This window comes from Vibrio sp. 5S239 (assembly GCF_041439575.1).
GTDB lineage: Bacteria > Pseudomonadota > Gammaproteobacteria > Enterobacterales > Vibrionaceae > Vibrio > Vibrio kanaloae.
Genome location: NZ_JBGOOM010000033.1, coordinates 22,613 through 38,590 on the forward strand (window position 1 = coordinate 22,613; position 15,978 = coordinate 38,590).

Below are 15,978 nucleotides of genomic sequence, written 5' to 3' on the forward strand. Positions count from 1 at the left end.
CTTAGTCACAGATCCTAGCAGCTAACTTCTGACACCCAGTAGCCATCACCCAACCTTCCGCACTATCCTACTCGGGACAATTTAAGTAATTTTCTAAGATCATGAATCATGCCTTTAGACTGACCGACTAACTGCGACGGTTCAGAGACGCTTTTATATTCCATGACGAGCTGACCAAAAGGATCGATAATGATGATAGAAGCCGGTGCGAACTCGGTACTCAACTCATCACCACCAGCCATAAATGACAAATCCGATTTATTCAGCGCTGCTGGCAATGAGTTGCCCTCTGAGACAAAAACAACCGCCGTCACTCGCTCTTTATTTTTCCCTAACGCTAAGTAACTTTGATTCAAATAGTAAAGCTGTTGTTCACACAAGCCTTCACACTCTGTTGGCGCTATGTACCCCACTAACCAGCCCTTAGCTTCCATCGGAGCCGTTAAGCCTAGGTCCTTTAACGTCATTCTTGGTTCAACTAATTCGCCCGAATTCGTCACACCGGATGTGTACCAATTTTGCTCTAACACGGTTTTAGCGACAATTGCGGGCAAGGTGAAGATCAAAATCAGTCCAACGAGTACAAGACGACCACGAGATCGACGCTGCTTGAACGCAGCTAAATTAGCATCAGTACGCTCTTTGTTAGTTTGTGCTTGAGACTTATCCATCTTTATTCCCTGTGTTAGGTGCTTCCTTTACGCTGTCGCAATCTCGACTTTCAATGTCTATAGCAGTTTTAAGTGCCTACTTCTGCTTCATGTACCTATATCCAACCAATAACATCAAAAATAGCAGTACCGCTGCCATGACGAACCATTGAAATGAGTAACCAAAGTGTTTCTCTGATTTCATTGCCGACGGTCGCCATAACATTTCATATGGCCATGAACCTAAGCTCTGTGGCTGAAATATAAAGGGCAGCACCTCTTGACCGGTGTACTGTGATAACGCTTGTATATTGATGTTCTGAATTCGTTTCGGTGTTGTGTTTTCTAATCCCAGTTCCTGACTTAGTGGGTTCACTGAACGTACATACAAACGTCCTGACATATTCGTTGGTAGTGTGATGCTTCCTAATTGAGGCAGTTTTTTTCTGTCGTTACTTGCCGCAACAAATCCAAGATCGATCAAGAGCTGCTTTCTTCCGTCCTGAGTTTGAGTTTCGCCCAACATGTAAATCACATACCCCACCATGCCTTGGTTTATCTGGTTATCCAGCAAGAGGATTAATCCACTCGGCTTCGCTAACTCAATATCGACCTTTAAACCATTTAAGGTTTGTGGACTCGATGGTTCTTGCGCTCGTAAATCTGTCCCTCTCCAATCAGAAAGCACGATATCCAATGCCCTAGAAGATTGTTGCGATCTTTCCAATAACTGCTGCTCATAACGTAGTTTCTCGTTACCTCGGTCTAACTGCCACACACCCAACTTGATTAAAACGCCGACTGAAACCACAGTTAAAACAGCCGCTATCCAAAAACCTTTACTGCTGAACTTATGTTCATCATCATTCGAACTGTTTGGAGTTATCACTATGGCGTCATCTACCTTTGTGTTGTTATTGAAAATTGTGTTGGTCGCTTTGCTGTTCTTCGTTGTCTTCAACTTAATGAAAGGTCTCATCCAAATCGCCTCAGGCAAATACAATGGAAAAAGACTCAGTCATTTCTTGGGCCGCCGTGTAATGCTGTCAGCCATCGTAGTGCTATTGCTATTAATCGCTTTAGGCTCTGGTGTTATTACTCCTAACCCGCGACCTTATTAACTCAATATAGGCTGGGCACATCATGAAAGCCGTTGGATATCTAGTTAAAGTACATAGACAAACACGAATAACCCTAACCAAACCACATCAACAAAGTGCCAATACCAACTGCCCGCTTGAAACGCAAAGTGATCTTTTGTAGAGAAATGATCTTTCGCAACTCTCGCCAGCAACACAATCAAAAAAATCGTTCCTAAACAGACATGCAAGCCATGAAACCCAGTCAGTAAAAAGAAGGTGTTACCGTAGATACCGGACTGAAGTGTCAGCCCCATCTCTTGATACGCATGAAGGTACTCTTCAACTTGGAAGAATAGGAAGAAGCCAGCCAGCACAATGGTTATCTCCAACCACACGATCAAAGCCATCCGCTTGTTCTGTTCAAGACTGATATGTGCCATGTGCAACGTTACAGATGATAGCAAAAGGATAATCGTGTTCTTAAGCGGGATGCCTTGCCAAGGCATTGCTTGTGTAGTCACACCATCTGGTGTGGTGGTTAGCGGCCATATCGACTGAAACATCGGCCACAACACTTCATGGGTCATTGCATTGTTGCCTGCACCGCCAATCCACGGAACTGATATCATACGAGCGTAAAAAAGTGCACCAAAGAAAGCACCGAAAAACATGATTTCGGAAAAGATAAACCAACTCATCCCTTGTCGAAAAGAACGAGATATTTGTTCGGAATAGAGGCCACTTAATGATTCCGTAATCACATTGCTAAACCAACCTGCGAGCATATAAAGCAGAACAACAAACCCAACGAACAGCACTACTTTTCCAAACACGCCACCAGCGGATCCGGTACCCATGTTTTGCACCGTCAAGCCAGCACCAACCGCGACCAAAAACAGTGCAACGGCGCCGACTAATGGCCAGTGGCTTTGATGTGGAACGAAATACACTTCCTTTTTAGAACTCATCGCTCAACTCCTTTTGTTGATTCTGGTTCTGTAATGTCTTAGTTACTTGCGAGTGTGCTCGATGTTGATGTGCTCACTTCAGGCTTACTTGCCTCTCCACTCACCTGATTCGTGATGTTAAACAACGTATAAGAGAGCGTAAGCGTATGTATTGATTCTGGGATGTCAGGCTCAATATAAAATATCAAACCCATTTCAGCGCTCTTATACCCGCCTAATGGTTGCTGGTTAAAGCAAAAGCACTCCATCTTATTGAAGTAGGTAGCCCCCATTCCCGGAGACACCGACGGCACGGCTTGTCCAACCAACGAAGCACCTGATAGGTTTTTAGCAAAATAATTCGTTTGAATGACCTGACCAGGGTGAACCTCTAATACACGCGCTTCGGGGGAAAATTGCCATGGCATATCTGGCTTAATGTGAGACATAAATTCCACTCGAATTGTACGAGAGTAGTCAGGCTGCATTCCTTGCGGTTGCACGGCAGAAACGGTATTGGTTTTGCCATTAATCCCCAAGGCTTCACACATGACATCGTAGAGCGGCACCAAAGCGAAGCCGAAGCCAAACATGCCTATCACGCTCAGTAACAAATAACCCGTCAGCTTCTTGGTTGAACGTCTTGGCTGCTCAGCGTTGCGGTTTTGGTTGCTTTGTCTGTTGTCCATATCTCATCTCCTCAATCTATTTTAGGGGGATGAGTAAAAGTATGGTGAGGGGCAGGACTTGCTACTGTCCATTCTAATCCTTCCGCTCTTTCCCACGGTTTGCTCGGTGCAGGCTCTCCGCCTCTTACACATTTGACGGCTAGCCATAAGAAAATCAACTGGGACAAACCGAATGCAAAGCCACCTATCGACACCACTTGGTTAACATCGGCAAACTGGATGGCGTAGTCTGGAATGCGACGCGGCATGCCTGCTAAACCTAAGAAGTGCATAGGAAAGAAAAGGACATTGACCGATATAACTGAGGTCCAAAAATGCCACAGACTGAGCTTGTGGTCGTACATATGTCCGGTCCATTTAGGCAACCAGTAGTACGCCGCCGCCATTATCGAGAACACGGCCCCCGTCACCAGAACGTAGTGGAAGTGAGCCACTACAAAATAGGTGTCGTGATATTGGAAATCAGCAGGCACGATGGCGAGCATCAGTCCAGATAGCCCACCAATCGTAAATAGAACGATAAAGGCGATAGCAAACAGCATTGGTGTTTCAAAGGTTAAAGCTCCTCGCCACATAGTAGCCACCCAGTTAAAGACTTTCACACCAGTAGGCACCGCAATCAACATGGTGCAGTACATGAAGAACAGTTCTGCAAATACTGGCATACCAGTAGTGAACATGTGATGTGCCCAAACCAAGAATGACAACAGAGCAATACTGCAGGTCGCGTACACCATGGAGTGATAGCCAAATAAGCGTTTACCACTGAATGTAGGAATGATCGCAGAGACAATACCAAACGACGGTAAGATCATAATGTACACTTCGGGGTGACCAAAGAACCAGAAAATGTGCTGGAACATCACCGGATCCCCACCACCAGCGGCGTCAAAGAAGCTCGTCCCAAAGTACTTGTCGGTGAGTACCATAGTTACAGCACCGGCGAGCACGGGCATCACAGCTATCAAAAGGAAAGCCGTGATTAACCAAGTCCATACGAACATAGGAAGCTTGAACCACGTCATACCCGGAGCTCTCATGTTGACGATAGTCACGATGACGTTGATAGCACCCATGATCGAGCTGATCCCCATGATATGGACAGAGAATACAAACAACGCCGTACTATCAGGGCCATAAGTCGTCGAGAGCGGAGCATAAAATGTCCAACCAAAATTTGGGCCGCCTCCCTCTGTAAACAAAGAGCCAATTAATATTAAGAAAGCAAAAGGTAAAATCCAGAAGCTAAGGTTGTTCATCCGCGGCAACGCCATATCCGGCGCACCGATCATCATCGGGATCATCCAGTTAGCTAAACCTGTGAAAGCAGGCATCACAGCACCAAACACCATAATTAAACCGTGGACGGTCGTCATTTGGTTAAAGAAATCCGGTTCAACGAGTTGTAGCCCTGGTTGGAACAACTCGGCCCTAATCACCATCGCCATAGCACCACCAATTAAAAACATGGTGAAGCTAAACCACAAATAAAGTGTTCCTATATCTTTGTGGTTAGTCGAATACAACCAGCGAGCCCACCCCTTGGGCGCACCATGTAAATAATGGGCTTTGGCGTCAGCATCAGTACCATTCAATGTCCCTTCGCTAGTATCCAATGTATTTTCACTAGCATGAGAAACCGCCAGTTCTTCTGCAGGAGCCGATTTCACTGACTTATGGATTGGTGAACTCATAACTGCTCCTTAGCATTGTCTTGCACTTCATCCGTTGAGCTTTCAGTGCCACCTGATTGTTTGCTTTTGTAAGCGTTAATATCTGAAGCCTGCACAACATCGCCCGTATCATTACCCCATGCGTTTCTTTGGTAGGTGACGACTGCTGCGATCTCTTTCTCGGTTAACTGGTTATCGAATGCTTGCATTGCCGTGCCACCACGACCGTAAACGATAGTGTCGATATGCACGTCTACATCGCCAAGAGCAACAGGACTGCCTTTAATTGCAGGAAAAGCCCCCGGAATCCCTCCCCCATTGACTTGATGACAAACCGCACATCGACTTTTATAGACATCTTCACCGAGGGAATTGAGTTCTTCTAAAGAGAGTGACGCATCTAATGCATCTTGTGCTGCTTGCTGTGTGGCTATCGCCAACTCTTTCTGCGTTGCTAGCCATGCATCAAAATCTTCTTCTTCCATAGCATGCACGACTATTGGCATAAACCCATGTGCTCGACCACATAATTCAGCACACTGGCCTCGATAAACACCAGGTTCATCTATTTTTGTCCACGCCTCGTTAATAAACCCAGGAATCGTGTCTTTTTTAACGGCAAAGGCTGGTACCCACCATGAGTGGATAACATCGTCGGAAGTCATTAAAAATCGAACTTTACGATCGATAGGGAGTACTAGCGGATTATCAACTTCCAACAAGTAATGCGCCCCTTTTACTTCGATGCCATCAATCTCTTTATCACTAGTTGCCAAAAGGCTAAAAAACTCAACATCTTCGCCAAAATAGCTGTAATGCCATTTCCATTGTGAACCAGTAATTTTTACGGTGAGATCTGACTGGGAGGTGTCTTCCATCGCTATCAAGGTCTTAGTAGCTGGGATGGCCATAGCGATGAGAATAATGATTGGAATGATGGTCCAAAGGATTTCAACTTTAGTGCTTTCGTGAAAATGGGCAGCCACCGCTCCCTTCGACTTTCGGTGCCTCAAAATGGAATAAAACATTACACCAAAAACAACAAAGGCGATCGCACAGCAAATGTAGAAGATCAGCATATGAAGTTCATATACCTTACCACTGATCTCGGTGACGCCTTGTGTCATGTTGTATTCACTGCTTGCATTCACCAAAGGTGTTACTAAAACAACAACAAAACCATTCAAAAGCCACGCTAGCCTAACCAGTAATCTTTTCAAAAGATTTCTCCTTATCCTTCCTAGATTGGATACTTGCGACCTAAATATCGCTGTGAATCGGATCACAGTCGTTGCTATTCCGAATACACATGAAAAGGCTGAATCTCAATCGACAACTCACGTAGCGACCTCCAAAAATCGACTGCTAGATTCTTATCAGTCTATGAACTTACACAGCTCATAAGCATCGAAGGTTTTAACGAAAGATTCAAAAACGGCGAATTTGTTAAATTTTGTTATATTTATATGAAAGGCTAGTTAGTGATATCCAATTGTTCAAGATAAGTTTACTTGCTAAACAGTCAATTATCTAAAGAGGCTTAATCTATACGCCTTTCTGCTGCCGTTGGAATTTATTTTATATTGAGTTTTACGATTGCCTTCATGGAAATGATAATCAATATCACTTAATTTAAACCCATAGGAAGTCATACCGACATTATAAGGTTTAGTAATTATGCAAGATGCGATGAACTGGTTAACGAGAGACCCAGATCCAAGAACTCGTGAAGAGCTGCAACATCTCATCGATGAGGGAATGCACGACGAATTAGATGACCGCTTTACTCAACGCCTAGAGTTCGGAACGGCGGGATTGCGGGGCAAAGTAGGATGTGGCCCGAATAGAATGAATCGCTTGGTCATACAAGAAACGGCAACAGGGCTTGGACATTACTTGATTAAACATGTTGCCAATACCGCTATCCGTGGAGTGATAGTTGGCTATGACGGCCGTTTGGATTCAAAGCAATTCGCAATGGATACCGCTTCTGTACTCACAGCTTTAGGTATTAAGGTTTACCTAACCGCTAATGTTGCGGCGACGCCTATCGTTGCTTTTGGTATCAAACATTTCAATGCTGCCGCTGCTGTTGTCGTGACTGCCAGCCACAACCCTCCGGAATATAATGGTTTCAAAGTGTACTGGGAAAATGGCGCTCAAATCATTCCCCCCCACGATGCGGGCATTGCCGCTGAAATCGACATAGCATCGACTAAGCCGATTCCTTTGATTAGCCTAAGTGATGCTGAACAACAAGGTAACTTAGTATGGTTAACCGAAGGCTACTACCAAACGTACCGTGCCGCCATTAGTCAAAGTCCGTATGTGAATAAAGGGATAGAATCGGCGAATACAACCATTGCCTACACTGCAATGCATGGTGTGGGAGCACAAATGGCAGAGGACGTTCTACACGATGCAGGGTTTCACAAAGTGTTCAGCGTAACGGAGCAAAGAGAGCCCGATGGCAACTTCCCGACCGTTAACTTCCCAAACCCAGAAGAAAAAGGGGCAATGGATCTTGTGGTCAACTTAGCGAAAAGTGTCGATGCCGACATTGCTTGCGCCAACGATCCAGATGCAGATCGGTTCGCCGTTGCTGTCCGAACTGAAGATGCCTCATACAAGATGCTAACGGGAGACCAAGTGGGTGTGTTATTCGCGCATTATTTGTTATCGAAGCCACACACAAAAAACCAGTTGGTTGGTAACAGTATCGTATCTTCAACCTTACTTGAAAAAGTAGCGCAATCTCATGGTGCTAGCTACTTCCAAACACTGACAGGCTTCAAATGGTTGGCCAATATTGGTATGCAGTTAGAAGATAAACAGAATGAGTTCTTATTCGCTTATGAAGAGGCTCTAGGTTACACAATTGGTACTCAAGTACGTGATAAAGATGGGCTGTCTGCTATCGTCATCTTTGCTCAATTGGTTGAGGAGCTAAAGTCTCAAGGTCGAACCGTTTGGGATCTTCTTGCGCAAATTTCGTTTGAACATGGCGTCTATACCAACGCACAACGAAGTATCGCGCTCGACCCAGATTCACCGTCCATTGGGTCTAAACTCCGAGCGGCACAACCTAAAGCCATCAACGGTGTTGCTATCTCTATGATTGAAGATCTACAGTCGTCTTTGCGTTTTGTCGTGGGTGGTCAGACCGAAGCGATTAACCTGCCTTCAAGTGATGTACTCATCTATCACCTTGAAGATGGCTCGCGCATTATCGTACGACCTTCAGGAACCGAGCCTAAAGTTAAGGTTTACTATGAAACGGTGACAAAGCTTGAAGGAACAGAAACGTACGATGACACTCGTCTGCGCGGTGAGGAATATATGAATAGACTGATTGAACGACACCAGCAAGAACTGAATTCTTAACTATTGGTATGTTCAACATATGACGGATAAAAACAAAAGATGGACGCTCTAAGCGTCCATCTTTCTCAGCGGTCAACCGCGATAATATGTTTGAGTTGGATGTTTACGAAGTAAAGAAAGAAGACAGCATCCACATGGCCAACACAATGAAAACTCCGCCCATCACTTTTTGTTGATAGTTACGAAACTGTGCGTTTTCCAAAAGAGATTTACCTATTGTCCCCACTAAAGCGACCAATAAAAAATTGAAGGTTAAGCCTAAAATATTCAACAACAAACCCAGTATGAGCATCTGTTCGCCCGAGGTAGCTTCAATATTCGTAGATACAAATTGAGGTAAAAACATAACAAAGAAAACTAACGCTTTGGGATTAAGCAAATTGCTAATAAGTGCTCTTTGGTAATACGACTTGGCGGCAGAGTTGTTGCTTAACTCAGGTGCATTCCCCTGCTCTGTTCGCAGGCAATCCCACCCCATTTTTAATAAGTAAGTACCACCTAACAAGTGCAGTACTTTCAAAGCTATTGGGCTCATTGCGATCAACGCAGAGACCCCCATAGCAGCTAATACGGTAAGAATAATTCCAGACGTCGCATTACCTAGGCTCGCGAACAAACCAACTTTACGTCCATAACTCATACTCGAGCTTGCGATAAGCAACATATCAGGGCCGGGCAAAAGCAGGAGGGCGACAACGGCTGTCAAGTAAACAGGTAAGATGGCTAAGTCGATCATGAGTTCTAATATTGATAAAAAATGGAGTCGAATTTTATATCAATTGCCAACGCCCTTCCAGATCTAATCCATTGAGATCCTTCAGTTAGCTCGAATTAAAAACCAGATTTTGGTCATTATGCAAATTTTACAACTAATTAAATATAACTGTTTAGTCCAATTAACAAAGTACCGCTTATATTTAACTCGTTATCTGCTAGGAGACTCTGCCGTAAAACTTTAGCATCAACTTGCAACCCATTCGATCTCAATCAGAGTAGTTTCACCACACTTTAGACGGCCAAGGAATATATCATCTCGGTGCACTTCTCCGACACCTTTCGGTGTTCCTGTCATCACAACATCACCATCTAACAAAGTTGTATAAGAAGATAACTCTTCAAGAATGGTCTGTGGGGAGTAAAGCATTTGCTCCACATGTCCTTTTTGCACGCGGACACAATTAATAAACAGCTCTAGATTTAAGTCAGACAAATCTAAATGTTCAGTTGGCACAAAACGACTCAATACAGCAGAGCCATCGAAGGCTTTGGCTCGTTCCCACGGTAAGCCTTTCGCTTTTAAGTTACTTTGTAACTCTCGTTTAGTTAAGTCTAATCCAAGTCCTACAGCAGAATACTGACCATTTTCAACAATAAAGCAGATTTCAGCTTCGTAATGCAACGCTTCTTGATGAAAAGAACATAAAGAAGAAGTCACGCTGGTACTCGGCTTGTTAAAAACCACCATTGCGTCAGGGATAGTATTGTTGAGCTCTTCAATGTGATCGACATAGTTACGCCCTACACACAAGACTTTAGTGGGTATTGCTGTTCGTTTCGAGTTCATCACTTGCTCCTGATTTATAACGCTGCTCATAGTTTATCCCTGAACTATTCTTGGGATACAAAGTTTACCGTATCAGAAGAAGAGAATCTTCGACAAGATGGTTACCAGTCTCTAAATTCTGATCTTTAACTCAATTCAATGATTTGAAAGCTTTTATACGGAGATCGCAGCAATGCGAAATAACAGTTCAAAACAGAAACCCAAAACAAAAGTTCAAAACGAAAAAAGCCCTCTCGAACCAGAAGGCTGAGAGGGCTTAGCATGGCGTCTAGGACAGTATCCTAAAAGGTAAACCTAAGGAGTAAACGCTATGCTAAATAAGTCTGCGACTTATAGGTAGTAACGAGCACCAAGAAGCCATTGATCGTCAGCTTTTTCTTTGTAAACGCCAGAACCTTGTAGGTCGAATTGGTAGCCAGCAAAGCCTACGAACTGAGACGTAAAGTTGTATTCAGCTTGTAGAGCAGTAGTAGCAAACACAGTTTCGCTCATCTTGTCGTCTTCTACTGCTTCGTAGTTGACACTTAGGTTAAGGCTGTTGGATAGCGCGTAAGATGCCAGTAATTCAACAGCTACCGTTTCTTCAAGAGCAACACCAGCGCTTGAGTTCATGTAGTTGTTCATAGCGTAAACACCAGCTAAGAATAGACCTTCTGAACCATAAGAACCGTAAGTAGCACTTACTACATTTGAATCAGCAGTTTTAGAACCGCCGCCGATGTTACCAAACGTAACATCACCAGTGTTGTATGCGTAGTTTGCTGTGAAATCAGAGATAGCGTAGTTCAATGCGATTTGAGCACGGTTGCCATATTTATTCGAATCAGCGACTTTACGACCTTGCCATGCAACCCCTACGTTTAGAGAACCAGCGTTACCAAAATCGATAGCGTTACCGTAGCTAACCATCTCTTCACCACGACCAGTACCTAGGTTACCGTGATCGTCGTAGATGAAATCATTCGCGAATGCGATTGGCATATCTGCAACACCAGCAACGTTATAGTATGGTGCCCATTGAGTACCCACAACACCACGACCGAAGTCTTCATGAGTTAGACCTAAGTAACCTAAACGTGTTGCGAATGATTCATCACCACCGTCTAACATATTTAGCGCCCACTCACCTTTAGCATCTGCTGTGAAGCCATTGCCAAGCTCATGAGTAGCATTGAAGTTAATACGTGGAGAAACAGCCTCTACGCCAATATCGTCTTCGCTGATACGGTCATCGCTATTTACATCACCAACTGCAACTGAAACATGGCCGCCAACTGAGAATGTTGTGCCATCTTCATTGTAAAGCTCTACTGCAACTGCCTGTGTACCAAATACCGCACCAGAAATCGCTAGCGCCAAAAGTTTCTTATTCATTGTCATATCCATTTGTAACTGGGTGAATTATTCACTAACAACCTCACATTGATAAGAGAAGTTGTTAACTACATTTAACAAGTAGGCAAACACTAATCGATGAATGACAAAAAGTTGCATTAAAATATATAAAATAAAAACAACAATGCTATAGAAAACAAAAAACCAAATAAAAACAACAAACTAATAAAACACCACAACGAAACTATTGTGTTTTATTTATATTAATGCAATTAACTTTTTTGATTTTTAAATCACTAAAAAAGCATTTAAAATCAAAAAAAAAGAAAAACAGATTTACCATGAATAGAGAGGTTCTTTCCCGGAAATATTCTGTAACATTTGGAATCTTTTAATCAAAGGCAAAATCACAGAACCCGAAGCAAGCAATACATCGATATGCCACTGTTTATTGACAAAAGCGTTAGACATAAAAAAGGGCAACCAGTCGAAGACCAATTACCCTATCTGTCAGCTACATTGTTACTTCAAGCCCTTTCATAGCTAAACGGCTTAATCTACTATTTAAAACAAACCTCAGCCCAACGAGCCAAACCTGCAGTTACAGAACCGAAGTAGTTTCCACTTACAATAGGCACATTAGGCACTGTTTGTTGTACTGCTTCGCGAAGTATCGGTGAACGCGCGGAACCACCTGTCATGTAAATTACATCGGGCTTCTTCTGACCTTGTTGTATCGCCTCTGTCACCAACTCAATCATTTTTGATTTTGGTGTTTCAATGGCAGCAATCATCTGTGCAACAGAGATATCCACTTCAACCAGTTCAGACGCTACATTAATCGCTGCTCGATATTGAGAAGATTCTGCTAGTGCAATCTTGGCTTCTTCAGCTCTGCGTACAATGCTGTAACCTAAAGTATCGTGATAAACCTTCATCAAACGGTCTAGCTTTTGAGGCTCTGAAGCTTCTTTACGAAGTAACTTCAAGGCCGCCAGGTTTTCGCGAGAATAGAAGTTCTTTTGAGCTTCGACATTATTAATCGCAATAGGGTTCCAGAATTGAGTCAAAGGCATATCAATGCCCGTTGTACCTTTACTGCCCATACCGAAAGGAGACATCAATTGTTTGAACGCTAGATAAATATCGAGGTCATTCCCCCCTACCCTTTGTCCACTGTGTGCCAGTAAGCTTTGAGTGCGATCCGCTTGATTAGACCCACTCGGGCCCATTTCTAACAATGAACAGTCGGTGGTACCACCACCAATATCAACCACTAGTACCGTTTGATTTTCAGTCAAGGTGCTTTCGTAATCTAGGCCTGCGGCTACTGGCTCAAATTGAAAGGCGATATCAAGGAAGCCAGCACGTTTAGCTGCGCGAGTAAGGATGTCTTCTGCTTGTCTGTTTGCCTCTTCACCGCCGCGACCATGAAAGTTAATTGGTCGGCCGATAACCGCTTGTTTGATCTGTTCTTGAGTCGTGCGCTCGGCTTGGTGTTTAATATTCGCCATCATGGCGCACACTAAATCTTCGAAAAAACTCACTTGCACATCATGCAAACCACTTGCGCCAAGGAAAGACTTAGGAGATTTAACGTAGTAAACATCACGAGGGTCTTCTAAATATAGATCTAATGCAGCCTGACCAAATGCCATGTCTTCCGGCACCAAATCGATACTTTCTTCTCGGTTAAATGCAATCGCGCGTCGTAACACCTGCTCACCAACGGCATCGCTAGGCTTAATATTTAAATGGCGAAAGAGATGCTCGGAAACACTTTCACGAGTTGGAGCAAACACGGTTGAGGGAATATAGTGTTTTTTACCTTCTAGCGGTAATAGACTTGGCTCCCCATTTACCATTGCCGCAACAGAACAGTTCGCAGTCCCATAATCAAATCCGATAAACATAATATCCCCCACTCGACAAAAGGGACGAGATGCTACATGAAAATCCTCAAAATTACGAGGTCATTTGTTGATTTTACTAGGTCACTTCTTGGTTTATAAGGCTCTGCAAAGGAAAACAAATATGCTACATTTCAGCACAAATGAATCACGGGTCAAATAAATGAAAACACCTTGCCGAGCGGCTTGTAAAAATAATGGCGGTATATGCAGTGGGTGCCATCGAACAATGGATGAGATTATAGGCTGGAAAGGGTTATCTGAAGGCGAAAGAGAGTTGGTGATGAATAATCTGAGTGGCATTAACTCTACTCACCAATGCCCAGCATGCAATGAACCAGCACAATGCGATATCAGTGCAGGTAAAGAAACCTGTTGGTGCTTTGAGCTAGAAAAACGTGATACCGGCAATATCCCAAAGGCTGGAGTTTGCATGTGCCGCAAGTGTCTATCTGCCTTACCTATTCAGTAGTTTTTGTTCCTATGAACTTCCACTAGAACGCGAAGAGAAGCGAGATACCATTACCTCGCTTCAAGACACAATTAACTAAATGAGTGATTACTTAGCTTTTACAACCAGTGCTGGCCGAGAGAACTCTACTCCACTCCAACCATAAATCATGAAGTTTCGAATATTTTGATGGTCGGTATTATCAGGAAAACCTAGCACATCATTTCGATAAAACTGCCCAAAACAAGCCAATGTTTGCTCTGCTGAAAGTCCTAACGCTAGACCAAAGGCAAAAATCTTACATGAACCATTGTTCTGCCCTACCGCATTGACCACATCGCCATTACTGAATTCAGTTACAGAGAAGTCATAATACCTGTCTATCACTTGCATTGTATCTTCAAATTGAACGCTTTCAGGTGCTTGTTGCAGTATGTCTAAGAAAGTTTCCAGTTCCATTTACTTATTCTCCATTAAGTACATAACAGACAATAGTTTATATTGTTTTACGGTAAGAGTAAGCCCTACAGTTTACTCTGAAAAGTGATTCATCTTTTCACTCAACACCTGCAATCACCTTAATGAAACTAATGACATAGTATTATCATGACGTTATATTATTTCATTAAATGATTAACATTGTTCAATAACGAATATGCATAAAGATAAAAACGTAGAACTGTTTAGATACCTTAAGCCAGGTACAAAAACAGCGGGTGTGTTGGAATTTGGCCCTGATGACTCAATCCAAATTAGTACACTCTATATAGGGCACAAAGAAGATCAGTACCTGATCTTAGATCTCTCACAAAAAGCGACTGAAGCACTAACACTTAGAAAGCTTATCAACGTTGATATTATTGTTCGTGCGATTACTGATACTGAGTTAGGACATATTATTGCGTTTAAAACCAATGTACTCGCTCATATAACCTCACCAGCACATCTTCTCTTTCTTCGCCCACCTTCCAATTTTGCTACCAAACCGATCCGCGAACATGAAAGATACAAAGTATGCCTCGATTGTGAAGTCAACTTTGATACTCTGTCGCTTGACGCAACACTAGTGGATTTTTCTGCCTCTGGTTGTGGTGTCTATATCGCGCAACCAACAGATATAGATATTGGCTGGAAAATCAAAGTAAACTCAATCCTAAGTGAATATTTGGATGACGAACTTATCCATAAAGTAGTGAGTAAGAAAAGACAAGGCCAAGGTTGGTTACTAGGAATTCAATTCCCAGATCACCTAAATATTAGTGATGAATTGAAAACACGGCTTTTAGAGCAAGCTTTTGTGGCCGGTTCTTCATAATTTTCTAATATTGAAATTGTGAGATACAGTAATAAAGAGCGATTAAACCAAGAGCTTTATAGCAAAAAAATGGTGAGCCAAACCGTTCTTTGACCACCGAATACCGGTTCATCAATACTGGTTGAACAGTACTAAGCCGCTAAAACTAATGCTTATAGAACTAATGCTTATAAAACTAATGATTAATCTCATTCCAGTAAGAGTGTTTAAAATGAACAAAAGCTTGGTGTAGCGTATCTTCCTTGATCGGCTTTACAATCACGTAATTTGCCCCCGCGCCAAAAAAACGGTCTCGGGTCGACTTTTGAGTATCAGCGGTGCACGCGTAAATAGGAGTCCGTATACCAATCTCACTTCTCAATTGTTGAGTCGTTTCAACCCCACCTAAGTTCGGAAGTTGGTTGTCCATTAAAATGAGGTCAAACTTATTCGCCTTTGCCATCTCCAAAGCTTCTAAACCATCTTTTGCCCAAGTAACAACCATTCCATACTTTTTGCAAAAAGCTTGAGCGATAAACGCATTGGTATGATTGTCTTCCACGAGTAAAACTTCCAAAGACCGATCAAATAGTGTCTGAGGCTCCATCTTTGGTCGTTGTTTTGAATCCAACGAGGGCTCTGAATGCAACTCAATAGGGATCTCGATTATGAATTCTGAACCTTGGCCTTTGATACTACGAACGTGAATATCTCCTTTAAGCATATCGACAAGGTTTTTTACAATTGTTAACCCCAAGCCTGTACCACCATATTCACGAGTCGTCGTTTCTTCAGCTTGAACAAACGGTTCAAAAACAGCCTCAATTTTACTGTCATCAATACCAATGCCGCTATCTTTCACTCGAACGATTAAGCTGGCTTTATCGGAGTTAAAAATACTATCGATCTCAAAACCGACAGAAATACCACCTTGATGAGTAAACTTAAGGGCATTGCTCAATAGATTAAACATAATCTGGTTCAGTCGAACTTGGTCAG

At 43.0% G+C, this 15,978-nt stretch carries 16 protein-coding genes; 4 read left to right on the forward strand and 12 right to left on the reverse strand.

The genetic code is table 11. The features are described from left to right. Positions 1 to 62 precede the first annotated feature (62 nt). Positions 63 to 671 (reverse strand): hypothetical protein, encoded by a 609-nt coding sequence (locus ACED48_RS19175; protein WP_017058659.1) that lies wholly within the window; start codon positions 669 to 671, stop codon positions 63 to 65. Positions 672 to 747: 76 nt separating this feature from the next. Further along, the gene (locus tag ACED48_RS19180) at positions 748 to 1,629 is read right to left on the reverse strand and encodes an SURF1 family protein (protein ID WP_084026617.1); all 882 of its coding nucleotides are present in this window, start codon (positions 1,627 to 1,629) and stop codon (positions 748 to 750) included. Here ACED48_RS19180 and ACED48_RS19185 point away from each other — a divergent pair. Next, positions 1,541 to 1,771, forward strand: coding sequence for a DUF2909 domain-containing protein (locus ACED48_RS19185; protein ID WP_017058661.1), 231 nt, complete (start codon positions 1,541 to 1,543; stop codon positions 1,769 to 1,771). The genes ACED48_RS19180 and ACED48_RS19185 overlap by 89 nt on opposite strands. A 44-nt stretch (positions 1,772 to 1,815) precedes the next feature. On the opposite strand, the gene ACED48_RS19190 is transcribed toward ACED48_RS19185, so the two are convergent. From ACED48_RS19190 to coxB, 4 genes are read right to left on the reverse strand one after another with little or no spacing between them, the layout of a single operon-like run. Further along, a complete protein-coding gene (locus ACED48_RS19190) occupies positions 1,816 to 2,700 on the reverse strand; it encodes a cytochrome c oxidase subunit 3 (protein WP_017058662.1) in 885 nt (294 codons plus the stop codon). Positions 2,701 to 2,738: 38 nt separating this feature from the next. Next, positions 2,739 to 3,368, reverse strand: a complete 630-nt coding sequence (locus ACED48_RS19195) for a cytochrome c oxidase assembly protein (protein WP_017058663.1) — start codon at positions 3,366 to 3,368, stop codon at positions 2,739 to 2,741. 11 nt (positions 3,369 to 3,379) lie between these two features. Further along, positions 3,380 to 5,062: a cytochrome c oxidase subunit I gene (ctaD, locus tag ACED48_RS19200; protein WP_017058664.1), complete on the reverse strand. Its 1,683-nt coding sequence runs from the start codon at positions 5,060 to 5,062 to the stop codon at positions 3,380 to 3,382. After that, positions 5,059 to 6,261 (reverse strand): cytochrome c oxidase subunit II, encoded by a 1,203-nt coding sequence (gene coxB / locus ACED48_RS19205; protein ID WP_017058665.1) that lies wholly within the window; start codon positions 6,259 to 6,261, stop codon positions 5,059 to 5,061. The genes ctaD and coxB overlap by 4 nt, the downstream gene beginning before the upstream one ends. A gap of 457 nt (positions 6,262 to 6,718) precedes the next feature. Between coxB and ACED48_RS19210 the strand changes: the two genes are divergently transcribed. Then, entirely contained in the window at positions 6,719 to 8,425 is a 1,707-nt protein-coding gene (locus ACED48_RS19210; RefSeq protein ID WP_017058666.1) for a phospho-sugar mutase, read from the forward strand. A gap of 103 nt (positions 8,426 to 8,528) precedes the next feature. On the opposite strand, the gene ACED48_RS19215 is transcribed toward ACED48_RS19210, so the two are convergent. The 4 genes from ACED48_RS19215 to yegD form a co-directional block, all read right to left on the reverse strand. Then, positions 8,529 to 9,161, reverse strand: a complete 633-nt coding sequence (locus ACED48_RS19215; RefSeq protein ID WP_017058667.1) for a LysE family translocator — start codon at positions 9,159 to 9,161, stop codon at positions 8,529 to 8,531. A 225-nt stretch (positions 9,162 to 9,386) separates the two neighbouring features. Beyond that, positions 9,387 to 10,019: a fumarylacetoacetate hydrolase family protein gene (locus tag ACED48_RS19220; protein ID WP_029627319.1), complete on the reverse strand. Its 633-nt coding sequence runs from the start codon at positions 10,017 to 10,019 to the stop codon at positions 9,387 to 9,389. Positions 10,020 to 10,319: 300 nt separating this feature from the next. Then, positions 10,320 to 11,363: a porin gene (locus ACED48_RS19225; protein ID WP_017058669.1), complete on the reverse strand. Its 1,044-nt coding sequence runs from the start codon at positions 11,361 to 11,363 to the stop codon at positions 10,320 to 10,322. Positions 11,364 to 11,884: 521 nt separating this feature from the next. Continuing rightward, positions 11,885 to 13,237 (reverse strand): molecular chaperone, encoded by a 1,353-nt coding sequence (yegD, locus tag ACED48_RS19230; RefSeq protein WP_017058670.1) that lies wholly within the window; start codon positions 13,235 to 13,237, stop codon positions 11,885 to 11,887. 160 nt (positions 13,238 to 13,397) lie between these two features. Between yegD and ACED48_RS19235 the strand changes: the two genes are divergently transcribed. Then, on the forward strand, positions 13,398 to 13,706 hold the full coding sequence (locus ACED48_RS19235; RefSeq protein WP_077681677.1) for a DUF1289 domain-containing protein: 309 nt from the start codon (positions 13,398 to 13,400) through the stop codon (positions 13,704 to 13,706). Between the two features lie 87 nt (positions 13,707 to 13,793). Here the strand turns inward: ACED48_RS19235 and ACED48_RS19240 are convergent, their stop codons facing one another. Next, positions 13,794 to 14,144 carry a HopJ type III effector protein gene (locus ACED48_RS19240; RefSeq protein WP_017058672.1) on the reverse strand — a complete coding sequence of 117 codons (351 nt, stop codon included), beginning with the start codon at positions 14,142 to 14,144 and terminating at the stop codon, positions 13,794 to 13,796. A gap of 196 nt (positions 14,145 to 14,340) precedes the next feature. Here ACED48_RS19240 and ACED48_RS19245 point away from each other — a divergent pair, with 196 nt between their 5' ends. Then, complete coding sequence (locus ACED48_RS19245; RefSeq protein WP_017058673.1) at positions 14,341 to 15,000, forward strand: PilZ domain-containing protein; 660 nt, start codon at positions 14,341 to 14,343, stop codon at positions 14,998 to 15,000. Between the two features lie 175 nt (positions 15,001 to 15,175). On the opposite strand, the gene ACED48_RS19250 is transcribed toward ACED48_RS19245, so the two are convergent. Then, on the reverse strand, positions 15,176 to 15,978 hold an 803-nt coding region (locus tag ACED48_RS19250; protein WP_371726459.1), incomplete at its 5' end, for an ATP-binding protein.

Excerpts from the sequence above, each read along its gene's own strand:
- ACED48_RS19245 (WP_017058673.1), top strand. The coding sequence starts at position 14,341 with ATGCATAAAGATAAAAACGTAGAACTGTTTAGATACCTTAAGCCAGGT.
- ACED48_RS19235 (WP_077681677.1), top strand. The coding sequence starts at position 13,398 with ATGAAAACACCTTGCCGAGCGGCTTGTAAAAATAATGGCGGTATATGC.
- ACED48_RS19180 (WP_084026617.1), bottom strand. The coding sequence starts at position 1,629 with ATGAGACCTTTCATTAAGTTGAAGACAACGAAGAACAGCAAAGCGACC.
- ctaD (WP_017058664.1), bottom strand. The coding sequence starts at position 5,062 with ATGAGTTCACCAATCCATAAGTCAGTGAAATCGGCTCCTGCAGAAGAA.
- ACED48_RS19210 (WP_017058666.1), top strand. The coding sequence starts at position 6,719 with ATGCAAGATGCGATGAACTGGTTAACGAGAGACCCAGATCCAAGAACT.
- ACED48_RS19240 (WP_017058672.1), bottom strand. The coding sequence starts at position 14,144 with ATGGAACTGGAAACTTTCTTAGACATACTGCAACAAGCACCTGAAAGC.
- ACED48_RS19215 (WP_017058667.1), bottom strand. The coding sequence starts at position 9,161 with ATGATCGACTTAGCCATCTTACCTGTTTACTTGACAGCCGTTGTCGCC.
- ACED48_RS19220 (WP_029627319.1), bottom strand. The coding sequence starts at position 10,019 with ATGAGCAGCGTTATAAATCAGGAGCAAGTGATGAACTCGAAACGAACA.
- yegD (WP_017058670.1), bottom strand. The coding sequence starts at position 13,237 with ATGTTTATCGGATTTGATTATGGGACTGCGAACTGTTCTGTTGCGGCA.
- ACED48_RS19175 (WP_017058659.1), bottom strand. The coding sequence starts at position 671 with ATGGATAAGTCTCAAGCACAAACTAACAAAGAGCGTACTGATGCTAAT.
- ACED48_RS19185 (WP_017058661.1), top strand. The coding sequence starts at position 1,541 with ATGGCGTCATCTACCTTTGTGTTGTTATTGAAAATTGTGTTGGTCGCT.
- ACED48_RS19225 (WP_017058669.1), bottom strand. The coding sequence starts at position 11,363 with ATGAATAAGAAACTTTTGGCGCTAGCGATTTCTGGTGCGGTATTTGGT.
- ACED48_RS19190 (WP_017058662.1), bottom strand. The coding sequence starts at position 2,700 with ATGAGTTCTAAAAAGGAAGTGTATTTCGTTCCACATCAAAGCCACTGG.
- ACED48_RS19195 (WP_017058663.1), bottom strand. The coding sequence starts at position 3,368 with ATGGACAACAGACAAAGCAACCAAAACCGCAACGCTGAGCAGCCAAGA.